Origin of the sequence: Paenibacillus sp. FSL E2-0151 (genome assembly GCF_037993015.1) — a bacterium.
GTDB lineage: Bacteria > Bacillota > Bacilli > Paenibacillales > Paenibacillaceae > Paenibacillus > Paenibacillus amylolyticus.
In genome coordinates this window covers 5,099,904-5,117,750 of the sequence record NZ_CP150308.1, presented here as the reverse complement: position 1 = coordinate 5,117,750, position 17,847 = coordinate 5,099,904, and the positions used below count along the sequence as shown (strand labels likewise).

Below are 17,847 nucleotides of genomic sequence, written 5' to 3'. Positions count from 1 at the left end.
ATTACTAATCCCTTTGAAAGGATAACCTATGTCTGACAACATGGAATGGATTGCTCAATGGAAGTCAACGAATGCACTAAGCAACACATGGATAACGAAAGGCGAGCTGCATTACTTTCCCAGTCACACCTTGATATTTATCATTGATGGAAAAGCGATCTGGAATATAAATGGACACCGAGTTCACGTCTCCTATGGAGAATTAATTGCGCTTGAAGAGAACTCTGTAATGGAGGTCATTGAAGGTGGCAACCTGGATCTGGCAGGCTGGTATGTTCAGTTCGATACATATTCGGTGCTGCATGATAGACGGGAAGCTGAGAAGTTCGAATGGCGGTTACCGTTAGGAGAGGCGTATCAGAAAGTGCAACTGTCCGGTGGAGGTCTGGCAAGTATCATTCAGCATTGGAGTGAAGTGCATACACAGGATCAGAGTGCAGAAAGGGTTGGCAATCAGCATTTGTTATATAAGTTGTTAAGTAATCTATATCGGAAACAGCCGGATAACGAGTTGAAGCCAGAACACGGTATACTTCGCTCCATTGACTACATGCAGCAGCATTATGATCAGGTCATTACACGTACACAGTTAGCTCAGATTGCCGGAATCAGTCCATGGCATTACTCCCGCAAATTTAGCGAGCGATATGGTAAGCCACCTCTGGATTATCTGGCCCACTACCGGATCTATCGCGCGCAGGAAGAACTGATATTAACCGCTGCAACCTCACAGGATATTGCCAAAAAAACTGGATTTGAAGATGCTCATTATTTTAGCCGACGATTCAAACAGTTGACTGGCGTATCACCTAAGATATATAGGCAGACGATGACGCAGCGCAAGATGGTGTCACTTTATCCAATCTGTGCAGAAATTATGATTCATCTGGGTGTCATCCCCCATGCCGTAGTGGTCACCCCGATCCTGTTGTCCCCACATCACCATGAACAATTTATAGCGCGTGGAGTGCAGATGCTGGAGGTAACACAGTATGAGGTGGAGATAGAGCTTGTTCGACAAGTTCAACCGGAGATGTTGATAGGAAACGTATTGACGGAAGAGGTCAAAAGGGAGCTGCACACAATTGCACCCATTCTAACCGGACTTCATCAAGATGTAGAACCCATGCTCGATCAATTGGCAGCCTGGTTTCATAAAGAAGATGAGGCTTATAAACTGCATCAGCAGATGAAACACGAAGTCAGCGTAGCTAAGCGACAGTTGCAACCCTTCATCCAATCCGCGTCCACTGTCATGCTGCTGAGGGTAGAAGCGTTTGGTTATCGATATCTGGGTGGGCATTCACACGGGGTATCACACTTGTTATATGAACAGCTTGGATTAACACTGCCGCAAGCACTGGATTCAGGTACAGCATGGTTTAACCCTTGTTCGCTTGAACTGCTCACACAAGCCAATCCCGATTACCTCTTTGTGGAGAAGCGGATTATGCAGCACTTCAGTGCTGAAGAGAATATGAGGAAACTATGGGAGAGTCCGCAATGGAACGAGCTGAAGGCTGTGAAAAATAATCGGGTATTTTACGTAGATACTCACCTGTGGGTAGACGGTCACGGAATAACGGGACACACTCTGATTCTTAATCAGATCATTCGCCATTTTACGGAATCTTTTCATGAGAGAGCACAATAATCCAACTGAATACGCACGATATGCTATGGAAGCAACACTTCTTATTTGATACTATTTGATAATAATTATCATTATCAATATACATAAGGGGCGAAGTATATCATGTCACGAAGATTTAAAGGGTTGGGTATCATGCTGTTGGTGATCAGTATGATGTTGGCGGCATGTTCCGGTGGAACCAAGGAAGAGAATGCTACAGCTGGAACAGCAGGGGCTTCAACTGAAGGAGCAGCGAGTACTGCAGAAGAAACAGCGACTGAAAGTGGGACTAAGGTGGTGAAGGATCAGTTTGGAGAAGTAACGATTCCAACCCATCCTCAAAATCTGGTTGTGTTTGATTCGATTTATGCCGAGTATCTGATTGAAATGGGTGTTACACCCCAAATCGTTTTGTTAACTCCAGAAGTTGAAGCAGAATACCGTCCTGATTATTTGAAAGAACATGGGGTCCAGATCATTGAAGTCGAGCAATATCAATATAATTATGAGCAGTTGCTTGCGTTGTCACCGGATATGATCCTTACAGCTGGCGAGGGTATGGAACAGGGCGTATATGATGAATTGTCCAAAATCGCTCCTACGGTGGCACTGGATGCCAACAGTGAAATGAAACGTGCTATGCCGAAGCTGGCTGCCATATTCGATAAGACTGAAGAATCTTCCAAAGTACTGGCTGAATTCGACGAGAAAGCCTCACAAGCGAAAGAGAAAATTGCGACAGCCCTGGGAGACAAGACCGTATTGGTTCTCCGGGTAGAGCACAATCGTTACCGTTTCATGGGTCCCAAAGGAGGAAGCAGCAGTGTTTTCTTCTATGATATCCTGGGTCTGAATAGTCCTGAAGCGATCAAAGACTCTACAGATTGGTTTAGCCAGTTCTCCCTGGAATTCTTGCCTGAGATGAATCCGGATTATATTTTCCTGGAAGACAGAACCCTCGTAGGTTATGACACGAAGAAATCTATGGAAGATCTCAAAGCAAGCCAGGTGTGGTCGAATCTGGAGGCTGTGAAGAATGATCATGTCTTCCCGTTGAAGACAAGCCAATTTGTATCAGGTGTAGGTCCGATTGGCTCTGTAAAATTGATGGACTATGTTGTTGAAAAGTTGGTGCCTTAAATGACAACGGAGACACAATTGGATATCTACGATATTACGATTATAGGTGGTGGGCCTGCTGGAATGTACGCCTCCTTTTATAGTGGCATGAGAGCCATGCGTACCAAAATCATTGAAGCCAAGCAGGAACTGGGTGGATTCATGCGTACGTACCCAGAGAAGCTGATCTGGGATGTAGGTGGAATTGATCCGATTCGCTGTGAGAAGCTGATTGAATCGCTGGAGAGACAAGCGAGAACGTTCGATCCAACGATTGTGTTTGGGCAGGAAATTGCCGAGCTTGAACGACGTGAGGATGGTGTATTTGTACTCATTTCCAAAACAGGCGAACGTCACTACACACGTACCATTCTGTTATGTGCGGGTAGAGGCATGACTCAGGTGCAAAAGCTGGATGTCGAGGGTGCCAATCGGTATGAGCTGACAAATCTGCACTATACGATAACCGACCTGTCCCGATTTGCCGGGAAGCGTGTTCTGATCTCGGGTGGTGGCGATTCCGCAGTCGACTGGGCGAATGAAATGGGCAAAATAGCAAGTGAAGTTACGGTGGCACACAGACGTCATGAATTTACCGGACACGAGTCGCCAGTTGCTCAGATGAAAGCTCAAGCGAGCGTCATGACGCCATTTAGCATCTCACGCTTATACGGTACAGGTGACAAAATCGATCGTGTCGAGCTGGCCCATGTAGAAACTGGTGAGATCACACATGTTGAAGTGGATGAAGTTGTCGTAAGCCATGGGTATGATCGTGATTTTGGTAACCTTGTGCAATGGGGACTGGCGCGGGAAGATTACGGCGTATCCGTTGATCAGCGCATGCGTACCAACATTCCAGGCATATTTGGAGCGGGTGATTTCATCACTTATGGAAGCAAAGTCAGGCTGATCGCAGGTGCTTTTAACGATGCGGTGCTCGCAGTCAACAGTGCCAAGACGTATCTGGAACCTGCTGCTTCCGATATGGCGGGTGTCTCTTCCCATAATGCCCGTTTTTATGAGAAAAACAAAGCGCTCTCCAATACGTAGATAGGTTTGCACGGAGGAGGGCAATCTGAAGAGCCCGACACAATTTCGAGATCTCCTCGAAATTGTTCGGGCTTTTTTCAATAGAATGATGAAGTAAGGAAATGAAATACAAGTTGAAGAAATGATATAATCATAACAAAGAAATATGAAAGATCACTATGGGAGGTAGCAGATGAAAAAGATAAACAAATTTATATCTTCTCCTCTTGAATTTGAGGTCTTGGAGCATGACCAGGTGATTGCCAAAGTGAAGTTGGATTATAGCAATCAAACGGTTGAAGTATGGCAAGATAAAAGTGTATCGCCTGTTTTTCTCCCTTTTCCAAGCAAGTCTAAGGTAACCGTTGGGGATGTACTGGATTACTTTGAATCCAGATGTTTCCCTCGCACCAGACATCATGCCGATAAAATTTTGCAATCATTAGGTCTGAATGATTATGTAGCTTCGGAGATCGTAAAACAAACACATGGTGTGTTATATGATGATTATGTCTGGATTCGATTTTCTAATGAGGAGTTGTCTTGTGCTGATGTCCATCCCCGTTTTGCAGGTGAGCAAGGATTCTCCTAAGACTTTTGTCAGTAGTAGCAAGATTTTGAGATAGTTGCTCAAATTTTAAGATCCCAGATTCGAAAGTATGAACACTTATTTTTGTAACTAGATATTTATAGTCTTTCGGCTTATGATCATTGACGACAGCGAGATATTCAAACCAAATAAAACAGCGCCACCTGAATCGTTCTGGTGGGCGCTGTTTGTGTAATCTTTTTTGAGCTGGATAAAAACTTGAATCCCAGATTGCCGATCTTGGCGAATGGATAGATGATTTTCTAAGGAACTCAGGACATCTTATTTGGCCTTCCGCTCCTCTTCTTAAATTCTAAGGAACATCAGACACGTTATCTACAAAAATTACCTTATAAAACACTGAAAACGGCTTGTTAATCGGATATAGAGTGTCTCAGGTTCCTTAGATTTCTGCACGCGCTTCAAATTGTTGAATAAGACGTCTCAGATTCGTTAGCGCTCGCTCCATGTTTTGATCTAACCGGCGGCGAGCCGAGAGAACGACCCTGAATCCCGCCCAAAGCGAAGCTTTTCATTGTAAGGAAGAAAATCTGCTTTCACGACGTCTTGATCGCTTGCTCGTACTTGAAGGGCACGTTCTCATACATTCAGGATTCAGTGCGCTTGCCTACGCTGAACACGTTCAGGTTCGGTTTCGGGTCTCACTAGATTTGAAAACTCGCGCTAATTCAGCTCAGTCTGTCCACTTGCGAGTCGATCTGCGATCTCTTCGGCTTGTAGAATGGAGGTATAGGGATCAGCAGTGAAATATTTATGAATATCCAGTTTGTAGATATGGTCGTTCTGCACCGCAGGCAGATTGTCCCAGGCGGTAGGCAACAGGGAGTGATCTTTCGTGCCTTCTGTAACCATCATCAGTAGGTAATCACCTACATACTCTCCAAAGACCTCCGCGCTAGCTTCCAGGTTTTCTTTGCCTTGGTCCAGAAGATCTGATTTTACCTTGGGTGCCGGAGTTAGTCCAAGCAATTCATAGGCTGCTCTTCCACCACGATTGGCGCTGTTGCCGATAATGGCTGGGTTCTTCAAAAAGTTAAAATCGGCAACGGTGAAGGTGGCACCATCCGGAATGACACCTTTAATTTTGGCCTGAGCTGCTGCGATCCGTTGTTTAAATGATTCGTTCCAAGTTATAGCTTCTGCTTCGCGGTTCAGAATCTCGCCCATGGCTGTCACTTCTGCTTCCATGGAATCATACTGATCGGGTACGAATACGACAGTCGGAGCGATTTTGGAATAGGTCTGAAATTTCTCCTGGTCCCATGTGATAATCAGATCCGGTTCCAACTCTACCATTTTCTCAAGTGAAACCTCACTATGGTTACCCAAATCGGCGCTATCGACAAGTTTGTCACGCAGGAACATTCCATAATCCAGCAGACTGCTCGGCACACCAACAGGTGTTACACCGACAGCCAGAACATGTCCTATATTCCAATCAACAACTACTCGCTCCGGGTTGAGGGGGACTGTAACGTCTCCCATCATTGTGGAGATTGTTCTTGTCTGTGGTGCGGTGCTTTCTGTTTCTGTCACGACTTGTTCCACCGTCTTTTTTTCGGTACAACCACTAATGAATACGGCCATAATCAGCAAAACAGGCAGGACGATACGATACCAAGCTTTCTTAAACAACATGACAAACCCTCTTTCTAATTGATAATGATTTTCATTTAATATAACTCTAGAGACAATCTAACGATTGCACAATAACCGATTCGGAAGCGGAAGCATAACCATTTCAGAACTCAATCGACAGGTTGAACTGAGAATGATTATCATATATGATGAGGCGAAGCTTTGGATGTAGTAACGAGGAAACACAAAGAAAGGTCCATGACGATGAACATAGAAGAATACGGGGCATTATGGGAGCATATAACAATCCGATTTCTGGATATTCGAATCATTACCGTTAACATCACTGAAGATCCTAATACGTGGACGCTTCCCTCGAATGCTTTTTTATTAATTACGAATGGCAAGGGAAAGATTTGGCTCGGTCAGGCGATGCATCACATTAAAGGGACATATATTCTGCACGCCTCCAAAGGAACGCGCCTGGATTGTCTGGCTAAGAAGCCGATGGAAATACATATGTTGTCTTATTCGTCACCAGAGTCAGAGAAGCCAAATACTGAAAGATCCCAAACATATACTGGGTCGGAGTCTTTGCAAGTAAGTTTTGGTTTTGAACCAGCGTGTCCATTGCCATTAATTGAAATCATGCAGTTGATATACAGACAATGGAATGAACTACAGTCAGCAGGCCGGATTCAAACCAAGGCGCTGTTCTACCAATGGCTCGCCGAGATGCTGAAACAAATGCAGGAGCAGAAGTTTAACGATGCTAAGCTGGATCGGGTAGATCAAGCGGTGCATTATATGAAACGTCACTACGGGGAACCACTCAAGATAGAACAGGTAGCTGAAATGCTGAATTGTAGTCCAAGGTATCTGAACCAATTGTTTCAGCTTCAATTAAATACGAGTCCCAGTCGTGTGCTGTCACAGATTCGGATGGAACAGGCATTAAAACTAATGGTGAGCACAAATGGGACCTTACAGGAAATCGCGGAGAGAGTAGGCTATGAGAACGGCTACACGCTAAGTCGTTATTTCAAGAAACATTATGGTGTATCTCCTGAGTTTTACAGAAAGCGTCGAGAGTGCAGTGCTCCAGATGTAGCCCTGCAAACATCCCCACCACATGCCCTTCTGGAAAGTCATTATTCGGGATGGAGCGAACGAACGGTACCTATAGTTGAAGCTGACAAAAACCAGCCAAAACAGAAGATTATAGATTTGAAAAGAGTCCAAGAGTGGAAATCCTCGGCAGCCGCGTTGCCAAGAGCCAGAACTCGGATACTTGCCACAAGCATGGGCGAGATTACGATACCTAACAAGCCTAGCCGTGTTGTCGTCGACTGGAATTTGGGAGAAGTGCTGGCATTGGGAGTGACGCCTCTCGGAGCGCCGCATTCACTCATTGAAAGTAACCAAATGCTGGAGCCTTATATCTATAATCAAGTACAGGATATCGGCAATCATAATTTTATCTCGCTCGAAAAAGTGCTTGAACTGGAGCCCGATTTGATTATCACCTGGAATCCTGCTGCCTACGCTTCGTATGCCCGGATTGCGCCTACGGTGGTCTATGGAGGGAGTGGTTACGGCTCTGTAGCAGAGGGGATTCGAGAGATGGGACGTATTCTGAATCGCCAGACAGAAGCCGAAACATGGATTAAGGAATACGGGCGGAGAGTACATTCTTTGCAGCAAACGATCCCGGGCAAGGTCTCGACAGAGAAGACATTTACCGTCATTGATCCGAACTGGGGAGAACATATTACCCTTGTGGGAAATACGGGAACTCGTGGAGGTAAGGCAGCCTACGGGTTACTGAACTTGAGGCCAGCAGGCAAGGTTCGCCAGGAACTATTGGAGCCGGGCCTGGAATACCTGGATATTGCGCGGAGTGCGGTAGGTGGGTACCTGGAGGACTACCTGTTGGTGTTGGATAATGGTCCAAGACACGGACTTGATCAAGCTTCAGGCAAACCATGGCAGAAGTCCATCGAGACAGATCACTGCCGGATTATTAGCCTTGACTGGAATAGATATTTTCTATCCGACCCGTTGTCTGCGGTACTTCAAGCCGAGGAAATGGCAGACCGGATTATGGCATATTAATTGTCGCTCACGCAATGAACTGTAAGACTTATCGACCAGATATCATATATGCATATCCCGAAATGAGCGAACCATATATGTGAATATCTGGTGAATTTCTCGATGTTTAAGTCCATGATGGTTTGTTCTCCATTATACTTGATGAAAACGGACGAGGAGATGGACTCCAAATGAAAAAACAAATGTGGATCATTGCAAGTGTTGTAGTTGTGATTGTAATCGGAACCTATCTGTTTGCAAGCAATACGGGCAAGGAAGAGGCGGGTACAGCCAATGCGCCCAACATCCGAAAATTGGTGGAAGATATCAGCACAGGAAAAGAAACACCGGAATCTGCCTCCATTAATGCAAAACAGTTAATCGTCACCGATCAAGATGAAAAAACCATTACATATGATTTGCCTGAAAATGAATTTTTCCTTTCCATTGCACCCTATGTGGACCAGACCCATCCCTGTGCAATTCATAGCTTGACCGGTTGTCAGGGGGAAATGAGCAATAAGGAATTCAGTGTTACCATTCACGATTCTCAAGGCAACACTTTTATGAAAGATGCAGTGATGAAGTCTGGTGCAAACGGATTTATGGATTTTTGGGTGCCTAGAGACAGAACCTATCTGATTCGTATTGTTGGAGATGGAAAGGTTGCAGAAACGCAATTGTCTACATATGAAAATGATAATACATGCATCACTACGATGCAGTTGAGTTAACAGCAATCAATAGAAGGGAAGGATGGCTTTTGAGCTATCCTTTCCTTTTTTATTTGATAAAAGAATGGGAATAAGGTACTTTCCATTGACAAAAATCCATTCCTACGGCATAATCCAATAGTGATAATGATAATTGTTATCATATAAATACATATTAACAGGGGAGAAAAGAGATATGAAAAAAGGGTTGAATGGACTGTTGATTATGCTGGCCTTTGTGCTGGTTTTGGCGGGTTGTGGTAAAACCACGACTACAACTGATACAAGTCAAGGTAGTGGCTCGGGTAGTGCTCCGGCTGAAGAGACAGCAGGTCCTGTTACCGTGAAGCATAAACGTGGAGAGCTTAAGTTGGACAAGCCAGCAGAACGTGTTGTTACGCTTGAATGGACATATACGGAAGATGTCGTTGCCCTGGGTGTTCAACCAGTAGGTAACGCAGATAACGCTAACTATAAAGTGTGGGTAACATCCGAAGCAGCACTGGATGACAGTGTAACGGATATCGGAACACGCAGTGAACCCAATCTGGAAGCTATTGCTGCATTGAAGCCAGATCTCATCATTGCTAATGCAGATAATAACACAGCGGTCTACGATCAGCTGAATGCAATTGCTCCAACGATTGAATATGATCCGTATGATGGTGACGGCTATGATTATGACAAGATGACAGAGATCTTTAATAACATTGCAACAGCTCTCGGTAAAGAAGACAAAGCAAAAGAAGTTTTGAGTAATCTCGATCAGCACTATGTAGAAGCCAAAGAAAAACTGGCTGCTGCGGGGAAAGAAAACTTCAATTTTGCACTGACACAAGCATTCACATATCAAAATGCAGTCAGCTTGCGTATGTTTACCGATAACTCGGTTGTGATTGGTACTTTGGACAAAATCGGACTGGTTAACGAATGGAAGCCGGATAAAGTTGAGAACTATGGCTTCTCTACAGTAGGTATTGAATCCTTAACCGATGTGAAGGACAGTAACTTCATTTATATTACACAACCAGACGATGACGTCTTTGGCACAGCTATGAAAGATAACTCGGTATGGAACGGACTGAATTTTGTGAAGGAAAAACGCACATATCAACTCGATAGCACAACATGGACATTTGGTGGACCGATCTCCTCCAGAGTATTGGTTGATGGGGTAGTCGAGGCGATTACCAAATGAGTTCGGTTCAAGGATCTAAGCCAGCTATGAATTGGCGCACAATTAGCATATATGGGGGCGGTCTAACCGCTCTCATCGTGCTTTTTTTTGTAAGTCTGTGTTATGGAGAAGCTTCCATTCCTTTGCATGTCGTTTGGGACGCTCTTACAGGCAGACAGGATTCATTAGAGCACAATATGGTCTGGGACTTGCGCATGCCGCGTACAGTGATTGGTATTCTTGCGGGTGGCGCACTGGCTGTTGCGGGCGCTTTGCTGCAAACGATTACTCGTAATCCATTGGCTGCTTCAGATACGCTGGGCATTAATGCAGGAGCGTACTTTGTGGTGGTGCTGGGAGCTATCGCTTTTCCAGGTCTATTAAGTCAGTCGCCTTTTCTTTTCGCAGCACTAGGTGGTTTGCTGGCAGCATTTGCGGCTTATTTCATGGGCGGCGGACGAACATCAAGTCCGGTTCGACTTGCGTTGTCCGGTATGATTGTATCGATGGTGCTTGGTTCATTTACAAGTGCATTACATATTTTTTTCTCCATGGAGACACAAGGGTTGTTCCTTTGGGGCTCCGGAACACTTGTCCAGAATGACTGGAGTGGTGTGTTTTATGCTTTGCCTTGGGTGGTTGGTATTACCCTTCTCGCGTTAATCCTGTCCAGACAGTGGGATATGCTGGAGTTGGATGAATCAACGGCTTCTTCCTTGGGACAAAAGGTTACATTGGCTCGTGCAGTAGGGTTAATTCTTGCTGTATTGCTGGCTGCTGTGATTGTAAGTGTAATCGGGCCGATTGGCTTCGTGGGACTGGTCGCACCACATCTGGTTCGATTGAGTGGTGTACGTTCTAACCGATTACTTTTACCCGGTGTGTTCATATGGGGCGCAGCGCTCCTGGTTGGAGCAGATGTCCTCGCCAAGATGGTGCATAACTCCAGCATGGAACTGCCAACGGGTGCTGTTATGGCGATCATTGGTGCACCGTGGCTCATCTGGCTTGTTCTTACACGGATGAAGGCTGCGAACGGATCAGGCATGTCTACTTCAATGAGCACAGGAGGAGCTGCGCGTCGTTTTGCATTTGGCCCGATGGCTGTATTATTCTCAGTCATAACGGTCGTGCTTATCTTGCTCAGTACGATGTTTGGCGGTATGCGAATTCCTCTGGCCGATTGGTTACCAAGTCTGTTCCAATCGGATGGACTGTTCTCCGCGCTGATTCAGCTTCGGATTCCGCGTACACTTGTTGCCGCAGGTGCAGGAGCTGCACTGGCAATCAGTGGTGTACTCATTCAGATGGCGGTACGTAACCCGCTGGCAGATGCTTCAATTGTTGGTGTGTCCTCAGGTGCAGGGCTTGGAGCGATGATGGTCATCATCTTATGGCCGGGTCTTCCGATATACTTGCTGCCAATTGCGGCAATCATCGGTGCAGCCATTGCTGCAGTGGTGGTGTTCTCCCTCGCCTGGAAGAAAGGACTGAACCCTTCGGCGGTTGTGTTGCTGGGGATCGCGATGTCTGCCATTGCTGGAGCAGGTATTCAGATTCTGATTGTCCGTGGTGCGGTATACGGTAGCAGCGGATATATCTGGCTGACAGGAAGCACCTATGCTCGTACCTGGGAACAGGTGAGGGTTATCGGATTATTTTTAGTTATTTTGGTACCGGTGGCTTGGTGGCTGGCACGCAGATTCGAACTGCTGGTATTTGACGACAACAGTGCATCCGGGCTTGGTCTAGGAGTACGTCGTACACGATTATTGGCCATGACAGTGGGTGTATTACTTGCAGCAGGTGCGGTTGCTTGTGTAGGAACCGTTGGTTTTATCGGCCTGATTGCACCACATATGGTTCGGTTACTGACGGGGAATAAGTTAAGACGTTCGATGTTCCTATCCGCATTAGCGGGTGCAGTTATGCTGGTGCTCGCCGATACAATCGGCAGAACCGTCATGGCACCGACAGAGATTCCATCAGGCATACTCATTGCGATCATCGGAACACCGTACTTCCTGTATCTGATGTATCGTTCCAACTGGCGCAAGTCTGTATAAAAAGTTCAAACCTGAAGCCTGCTCCCCGAGCAGGCTTTTTGCTGTCACGGTATGCCCTCCAGCCATGATCTTATGTTCCTGTTTAACCCGGTTGCATAGATATTGGATCATTGGACCTGACGTGTGGTACCCACAGATAACCTCACCCGATGAATGTCTACTCCCGCACCAAATGGCAAAATCCCCTCACGTCTACAAGAAGTAGAGACCACGTTTATCAAACGTGAAACTCTTACTCCCTGTGGATCTTGAGGGGATTTTGGCTTGAGCACATTCGAATTGTGCTCCCGTTAGCTGGATTTCAGAATCCCGCTGTCATCAACTGATTGTACCGCTTGTTGCAATATTTCATTATCCTGAACGAGGGCGAAGCGAACGTAACCTTCGCCTGAAGGACCAAAGGCACTGCCTGGGGTTGCGATGACTCCTGCATGTGTAACCAGATCCATGGCAAATTGCTCCGAGCTGTCGTAGTGCGCCGGAATCCGGCTCCAGACGAACATCGTTGCTTCAGGTTTAGCGATGGGCCAACCGAGATTGCTGAATCCATCACAGAGGATGTCTCTTCGCTGTTCATAGATTGCTCTGACCCGTTCAACCTCGGATTGATCACCGGTAATGGCGGCAATTGCTGCTTTTTGGACCGGTAGGAACATCCCGTAATCCATATTGGATTTCAGCTTTTTCAGCATGGAGACCATGGTTGCATTGCCCACACAGAAGCCGATTCGAGCTCCTGCCAGTCCGTACGTTTTTGACAGGGAATTGAATTCCACACCGACGTCCATGGCGCCAGGGAATGCGAGGAAGCTTCCACATGACATTCCGTCAAATACGAGCTCGCTGTACGCATTATCGTGAAGCACGATAATATCATACTTCTTGGCAAAGGCAATCAGGTCGAGATAGAACTGATCCGGTGCCATCGCAGTTGTTGGATTGTTAGGATAGGAGACCAGCATGAATTTTGCTCGATAAGCGATATCTTCCGGTATATCCTGAAGCTGAATAACATACCCGTTTTCTTCTTTTTGCGGCATATAATACAGTTCTGCACCTGCTAGTAACGGTCCATCCGCAAAGACGGGATAGCAGGGGTCAGGGACCAGCACCAGATCACCTTCATCGACAATGGAGAGGGATATATGTGCCAGCCCTTCCTGTGAACCAAGCAAGGAACAGATCTGTGTTGCCGGGTCTAACTCGACCTGATAGCGTTGCTTGTACCAATCGCTTGTAGCTTGCAGCAACTCACTCTGATCATTCACAGCATATATATAATTAGCCGGATCAGCAGCGGCCTCGCATAGTGCAGTTATAATATGCTGCGCAGGTGGGATATTCGGCGTACCCACACTGAGATCAATAACGGGCTGACCGTTCTCCAGTCTGCGGCGTTTGATCTCCAGCAACCGGGTGAATATTCCTTCGTTGAAATGATCCATTCGTTTGGCAAAGTTCATGATGATGATTCAGCCTCCAATCCTCTTCGTACGCATATTCATTAATAATAAATGGACAGCGACAAAAAGAGAAGAGCAGGGGAAAGCTTGCGGATCATGACTTTACTTTAAACTGACTTAGTTCGTCTTGCAGTTTGCCAGATAGCTGGTTCAACTGTTTCGACAGATCCGCTACCTGTTCGATACTATCCAGCTGATCCTGCGTGCTGGCGCTTACTTCTTCCGTCGATGCCGAGTTCTCCTCTGTGGTGGAGGAGATTATCTCCAGTGCCTGGAATATCTCATCTTTGTGTTTGTGTACATTGGCGGTATTAGTGGTAATCTGCATCATACGTTGCTGCAGATCTTTCAAGTCTTTGTTAATACTGAAGAAAACATGTTTGGTATCTTCTACGGATTTGGCATTCTCCTCCGCAATCTTCATACCGCGCATGGTATGTTCAACCGACAGGGTTGTTTTCTCTTCAATAACATTCACCTTTTTGTTGATTTCCTCTGTTGCCTGAGCCGTCTGTTCTGCAAGTTTGCGGACCTCTTCGGCAACGACGGCAAATCCTCTTCCATGTTCGCCAGCACGTGCAGCCTCAATGGAGGCATTCAGGGCGAGTAGGTTCGTTTGAGAGGCAATCTGTTTGACTGTATCCACAAAACTGGATATTTCATTCCGACTCAGGTCAATCTCCTGGATAATAGAGGACATTGCTTGGGTGGACTGGTGGTTTTCGTCGGACCATTTCGATAATTGTTCCACGACCGCAAGTCCTTGGCTGCTTTGATCAGCAGATGTCTGCACGACCGTTCCCATAGCCTGCGCATCGGTAGCAATTTCATCAATTTGGCTGGATAATGAGCCTGTTTTGCGTAAGATATTTTCCGTTTCGATGGACTGATAATTCGTTGCATTGGCAATCTCGTTGATGGCTGTTGATGTGTCATTCATGGTCACAGCCGTTCGTGAGGAGATGGCCTGCAGATCATTCGACGACTGGTTCAGGATTTGCGCCGAGCTGCCGACCATTTGCAGCATGCCCTGAATTTTCTGCACCATGGAATTCAAGCCTGTGGCGATCTGTCCAATTTCATTATTAGATTTGATATCCAGTTTGACAGTCAGGTCACCTTGTTCAATCTGTTTAATCTTGGCCAGCAGCTGTGGTATGGAGCGTAACAGACGGCGAAGGGTAATATAACAGATAATCACAAGCAGAAGGGTGGCTGCAGCAAAACCGCCAAGCGTAATCCACGTGAATGTTTTTAATTCCGCAAGAACTTCTTCTTCGGATATGGTCAGACCAACGGACCATCCCGTATCTTTGCTGGTAGCGTAGCCGATATATCGACGTTCCCCATTGTCGTTCATAAGTTGTACGCCGTTTTCACCGGCAAGCATTTTCTTGCCGATGTCTCCCATGTCCCCCGTACTGTTCAGGATGTTCTCCTTCAATACCTTCTCTTGATCCGGATGGTACAGAATTTCCCCGCTCTTGGATAGCAACATAGAATAACCTGTGCTTCCAAGGGAATAACTCTCCATAATCGCCGGGATATCCTTGAATGCAATATCCGCTGCGGCAAAGCCGATCGTGTTGTTGTTTTCGTCTTTGATCGGATAGAAGATACCCATGAGTACATCGCCTGCTGCAATATCAATGTACGGATCGGAGAAATAAAGTCCGTCTGCGTCGGTAACCGGCTTGTAGTATGGACGTGACTGGATATCAAAGTCCGGTGCAGATACGACACCATCATTTTGAATCCAAAAGCCTTTTCCATCCAGGCCCGCGACCCAGGCATCGGCAAACGAAGGCTCTGCCTTAACGATAGCGGCGAGTGTCGCCTGTGTTTCCGCAGCGTAGGTTGAACTTTTCGCATCCGCAGCAGATGCTGTTGTTTCTATGTATTGCTGAAATAATGTGTTGGTGGACATTTGCTTGACCAGTGCACCTTTTTCCTTGAATAGTGCATCAAATTCACTAACAATGGCTTGTGTCTTGGTCTGGAGCATGGATTCCTGCTGTTTCACCAGAATGTTTCGTGTGCTTGCAAACATAAATGTTCCCAGCACGGCAAAGACAACTACGATAATGATCAGCAGCACAATGGACAACGTATTTGCCATACTGGATGTCCGTGCTCCCGTTTTCCCCCACTTGTTCAACATGTTCGACATATTCCATCTCCCCAGATGATTAATAAAAAGCTCAAAACGCCTAAGTTATATGTCGGCTTAATCTATAGTTTTATGTAGATTTCTGTCGAATAATCCTGAAAGCAACGGAAAGGAAAGGTATGAGTATGAGCAGGGTGAAAGGGGAGGGATGAAAAAAGAGGAAAGGAATGAAAAAACGGGATCGGTAGTGGTTCATCCAGGCGATCTTGTTTATAATGGAATGAATTGGAACTATGGATGGAAAGGGGTATTATCTGTGAGTGAGTTATGGCATGCTTCAATACAGGGGGTTCCATGGAATGCCGAAAAGATGCACCAGGCGGTGCATCTGTTGCGTCGCAGAGCAACGGTTCATTTTCGCGTTGACGCGGATACATACGAGGACCTTGCCGAGCTCGATGCCAAAGTATTCTTTGCCCGGCCGGATCTGATTCTACACATATTACATATGGACCCTAAAGGGGTATATTCATCCGGATTTTTGGGGCGACTGGCACAGTTGAAACATGTGTCTGCCTTGCAACTTGATCTTTCGCAGGCTCAGGATTTGACGATACTGGGTGCGATGGAGCAACTGCAGTTTCTAAGATTGAATTCACCTGCAAAGGCAACCGTGCTCGATTTTATTAAACACTACAAACGATTGACCTTTCTTGAACTGCGTGGCAAATTCAACGGATTTGCTTCCATTGCGGCATGTCTCCAACTACATACGCTCATTCTGAACTGCACGATCGAAAGTGCTGATGTGTTAGCGGAACTGCCTATGCTTCAGTATCTATCTCTGGATCACTGTGAGTTAAAAGGGGGACTAGATGTATTGACACAGTCGACCATCTCGATGTTGAAGCTCAGCTCTGTTCGCAAACTGACGAGTATTCAGGGACTCGAACAGATGCGCGGGCTGGAATATCTGCATCTGTCCTTGCCCAAGCTGGAGCAGTTATGCGACTTTTCCCATATGACCTCTCTCAGACAGCTCGAACTGGACTATATGAAATCGTTGCGGGATACGACACATCTATGGACAGCCCGTGCTTTGGAGTCTATTGAACTGAAAGAGATTAATACGGCGCTCAAGGCGGATTCGTTTGCTGGACTGACCGGGCTGGAGCATTTGCGCCAAATCGATTTTCGTTTTATTGATGTTAACAAAGGACGAATTGCAGCTATGCGTGATCACCTGGACAAGGCCGGAAAATCCCATTTGTTATATGAAAATATCCCTGAGCAAGAACGCCTGAATTCTATAGGTATTGAGCACTTGTCGCATGTATTAATGTAAACGGGCTTCTGTCCAGCGTGTGTATACAGAGCGCACTCCGGTGAACGGACCGATTGAGGCGTGTAGATGTCATTGCTATCTAGGTGTTCGTATCCATTAATGCGGGCATGTTGATCTCTTTCACGCAGGCCGCTTTGGACAAGCTGATGATACATCGAACGATGGAGACCATATCTTGCAGGGGAATGCGGGTCCCATCATACTCGGCCAGTGCACGTTCCATCCCGTCTTCATACGGAATTTCTGCCGCCAGTTCTCCCGGGTTGATGCATGTCACCGCGATGCGGTCATTTCTCGTATGTTCTCTTAGAGCTTCCGTAATACCCCGTATGGCAAATTTGGAGGCGACAAAAGAAACCTGGCTGCTGCCTGCATTGCTCAAACCGGCTGTTGAACCAATCAGGATGATCTTGCCTGCTTCAGACTGGCGGAGCTGAGGCAGTAAAGCCTGTATACATACAATTGTAGAAGTCACATTCACATGGATCAGCTGACTGATATCTGCGGGTTCATCCTTATCAAACGTGTAGTGCTCTTCAAATCCTTCCTTTTCCCAGATCCCCACGTTATAAATAAGCACATCCAACGTCTCGCCTTGAAGTTGGCTGGCAACTTGCTCTGCGGCCTGAAGCTCGGAAAGATCAGCCTGAATCCATATTCGCTCGACGCCATCCTCCACGGACAGACTTTCCGGCTTGCTGCGGGAGACCACCCAGACCTTATCACCGGATTGTGGCACACCTCTGACAAATGCATCGCCCAATCCCTTGCTTGCACCAAAGACAATTATATTTTTCAAATAAAGCCCTCCTTATCGATTAGAAATTAATAATATTTACATCAATCTATATCTTACTATAAAGGTGATATATGGAACATGAAGTTTACATGAGGTATGCTTCATCCT

Annotated in this window: 13 protein-coding genes; 9 read left to right on the top strand and 4 right to left on the bottom strand. The window is 46.2% G+C overall.

Going from position 1 to position 17,847, the window contains the following annotated elements:
- Positions 1-28: 28 nt before the first annotated feature.
- The 4 genes from MHI55_RS22905 (at position 29) to MHI55_RS22890 (ending at position 4,376) form a co-directional block, all read left to right on the top strand.
- Positions 29-1,654: a helix-turn-helix domain-containing protein gene (locus tag MHI55_RS22905; protein ID WP_340387051.1), complete on the top strand. Its 1,626-nt coding sequence runs from the start codon at positions 29-31 to the stop codon at positions 1,652-1,654.
- Positions 1,655-1,756: 102 nt separating this feature from the next.
- On the top strand, positions 1,757-2,773 hold the full coding sequence (locus MHI55_RS22900) for an ABC transporter substrate-binding protein (RefSeq protein WP_340387049.1): 1,017 nt from the start codon (positions 1,757-1,759) through the stop codon (positions 2,771-2,773).
- Positions 2,774-3,805, top strand: a complete 1,032-nt coding sequence (locus MHI55_RS22895; RefSeq protein ID WP_340387047.1) for an NAD(P)/FAD-dependent oxidoreductase — start codon at positions 2,774-2,776, stop codon at positions 3,803-3,805.
- A 172-nt stretch (positions 3,806-3,977) separates the two neighbouring features.
- Entirely contained in the window at positions 3,978-4,376 is a 399-nt protein-coding gene (locus MHI55_RS22890) for a hypothetical protein (protein WP_036617460.1), read from the top strand.
- A gap of 681 nt (positions 4,377-5,057) precedes the next feature.
- On the opposite strand, the gene MHI55_RS22885 is transcribed toward MHI55_RS22890, so the two are convergent.
- A complete protein-coding gene (locus tag MHI55_RS22885) occupies positions 5,058-6,032 on the bottom strand; it encodes an ABC transporter substrate-binding protein (protein WP_340387045.1) in 975 nt (324 codons plus the stop codon).
- Positions 6,033-6,236: 204 nt separating this feature from the next.
- Between MHI55_RS22885 and MHI55_RS22880 the strand changes: the two genes are divergently transcribed.
- The 4 genes from MHI55_RS22880 (at position 6,237) to MHI55_RS22865 (ending at position 12,022) form a co-directional block, all read left to right on the top strand.
- Positions 6,237-8,087 carry an AraC family transcriptional regulator gene (locus MHI55_RS22880; RefSeq protein ID WP_340387043.1) on the top strand — a complete coding sequence of 617 codons (1,851 nt, stop codon included), beginning with the start codon at positions 6,237-6,239 and terminating at the stop codon, positions 8,085-8,087.
- A gap of 170 nt (positions 8,088-8,257) precedes the next feature.
- Positions 8,258-8,800: a CueP family metal-binding protein gene (locus tag MHI55_RS22875; RefSeq protein WP_340028767.1), complete on the top strand. Its 543-nt coding sequence runs from the start codon at positions 8,258-8,260 to the stop codon at positions 8,798-8,800.
- Between the two features lie 175 nt (positions 8,801-8,975).
- Entirely contained in the window at positions 8,976-9,977 is a 1,002-nt protein-coding gene (locus tag MHI55_RS22870) for an iron-siderophore ABC transporter substrate-binding protein (protein WP_340387041.1), read from the top strand.
- The gene (locus MHI55_RS22865; protein WP_036617472.1) at positions 9,974-12,022 is read left to right on the top strand and encodes an iron ABC transporter permease; all 2,049 of its coding nucleotides are present in this window, start codon (positions 9,974-9,976) and stop codon (positions 12,020-12,022) included. Before MHI55_RS22870 ends, MHI55_RS22865 begins: the two co-directional genes overlap by 4 nt.
- 290 nt (positions 12,023-12,312) lie before the next feature.
- Here MHI55_RS22865 and MHI55_RS22860 read toward each other — a convergent pair whose 3' ends face one another.
- On the bottom strand, positions 12,313-13,485 hold the full coding sequence (locus tag MHI55_RS22860; RefSeq protein WP_340387039.1) for an aminotransferase class I/II-fold pyridoxal phosphate-dependent enzyme: 1,173 nt from the start codon (positions 13,483-13,485) through the stop codon (positions 12,313-12,315).
- 94 nt (positions 13,486-13,579) lie between these two features.
- Positions 13,580-15,655, bottom strand: coding sequence for a methyl-accepting chemotaxis protein (locus MHI55_RS22855; protein WP_207765599.1), 2,076 nt, complete (start codon positions 15,653-15,655; stop codon positions 13,580-13,582).
- Positions 15,656-15,803: 148 nt separating this feature from the next.
- On the opposite strand from MHI55_RS22855, the gene MHI55_RS22850 reads away from it, so the two are divergent.
- Positions 15,804-16,940, top strand: a complete 1,137-nt coding sequence (locus tag MHI55_RS22850) for a hypothetical protein (RefSeq protein ID WP_340387037.1) — start codon at positions 15,804-15,806, stop codon at positions 16,938-16,940.
- 79 nt (positions 16,941-17,019) lie between these two features.
- Here the strand turns inward: MHI55_RS22850 and MHI55_RS22845 are convergent, their stop codons facing one another.
- Positions 17,020-17,739 carry an SDR family NAD(P)-dependent oxidoreductase gene (locus MHI55_RS22845; protein WP_340387034.1) on the bottom strand — a complete coding sequence of 240 codons (720 nt, stop codon included), beginning with the start codon at positions 17,737-17,739 and terminating at the stop codon, positions 17,020-17,022.
- Positions 17,740-17,847: the final 108 nt, after the last annotated feature.

Excerpts from the sequence above, each read along its gene's own strand:
- MHI55_RS22905 (WP_340387051.1), top strand. The coding sequence starts at position 29 with ATGTCTGACAACATGGAATGGATTGCTCAATGGAAGTCAACGAATGCA.
- MHI55_RS22900 (WP_340387049.1), top strand. The coding sequence starts at position 1,757 with ATGTCACGAAGATTTAAAGGGTTGGGTATCATGCTGTTGGTGATCAGT.
- MHI55_RS22895 (WP_340387047.1), top strand. The coding sequence starts at position 2,774 with ATGACAACGGAGACACAATTGGATATCTACGATATTACGATTATAGGT.
- MHI55_RS22890 (WP_036617460.1), top strand. The coding sequence starts at position 3,978 with ATGAAAAAGATAAACAAATTTATATCTTCTCCTCTTGAATTTGAGGTC.
- MHI55_RS22885 (WP_340387045.1), bottom strand. The coding sequence starts at position 6,032 with ATGTTGTTTAAGAAAGCTTGGTATCGTATCGTCCTGCCTGTTTTGCTG.
- MHI55_RS22880 (WP_340387043.1), top strand. The coding sequence starts at position 6,237 with ATGAACATAGAAGAATACGGGGCATTATGGGAGCATATAACAATCCGA.
- MHI55_RS22875 (WP_340028767.1), top strand. The coding sequence starts at position 8,258 with ATGAAAAAACAAATGTGGATCATTGCAAGTGTTGTAGTTGTGATTGTA.
- MHI55_RS22870 (WP_340387041.1), top strand. The coding sequence starts at position 8,976 with ATGAAAAAAGGGTTGAATGGACTGTTGATTATGCTGGCCTTTGTGCTG.
- MHI55_RS22865 (WP_036617472.1), top strand. The coding sequence starts at position 9,974 with ATGAGTTCGGTTCAAGGATCTAAGCCAGCTATGAATTGGCGCACAATT.
- MHI55_RS22860 (WP_340387039.1), bottom strand. The coding sequence starts at position 13,485 with ATGAACTTTGCCAAACGAATGGATCATTTCAACGAAGGAATATTCACC.
- MHI55_RS22855 (WP_207765599.1), bottom strand. The coding sequence starts at position 15,655 with ATGTCGAACATGTTGAACAAGTGGGGGAAAACGGGAGCACGGACATCC.
- MHI55_RS22850 (WP_340387037.1), top strand. The coding sequence starts at position 15,804 with ATGAAAAAAGAGGAAAGGAATGAAAAAACGGGATCGGTAGTGGTTCAT.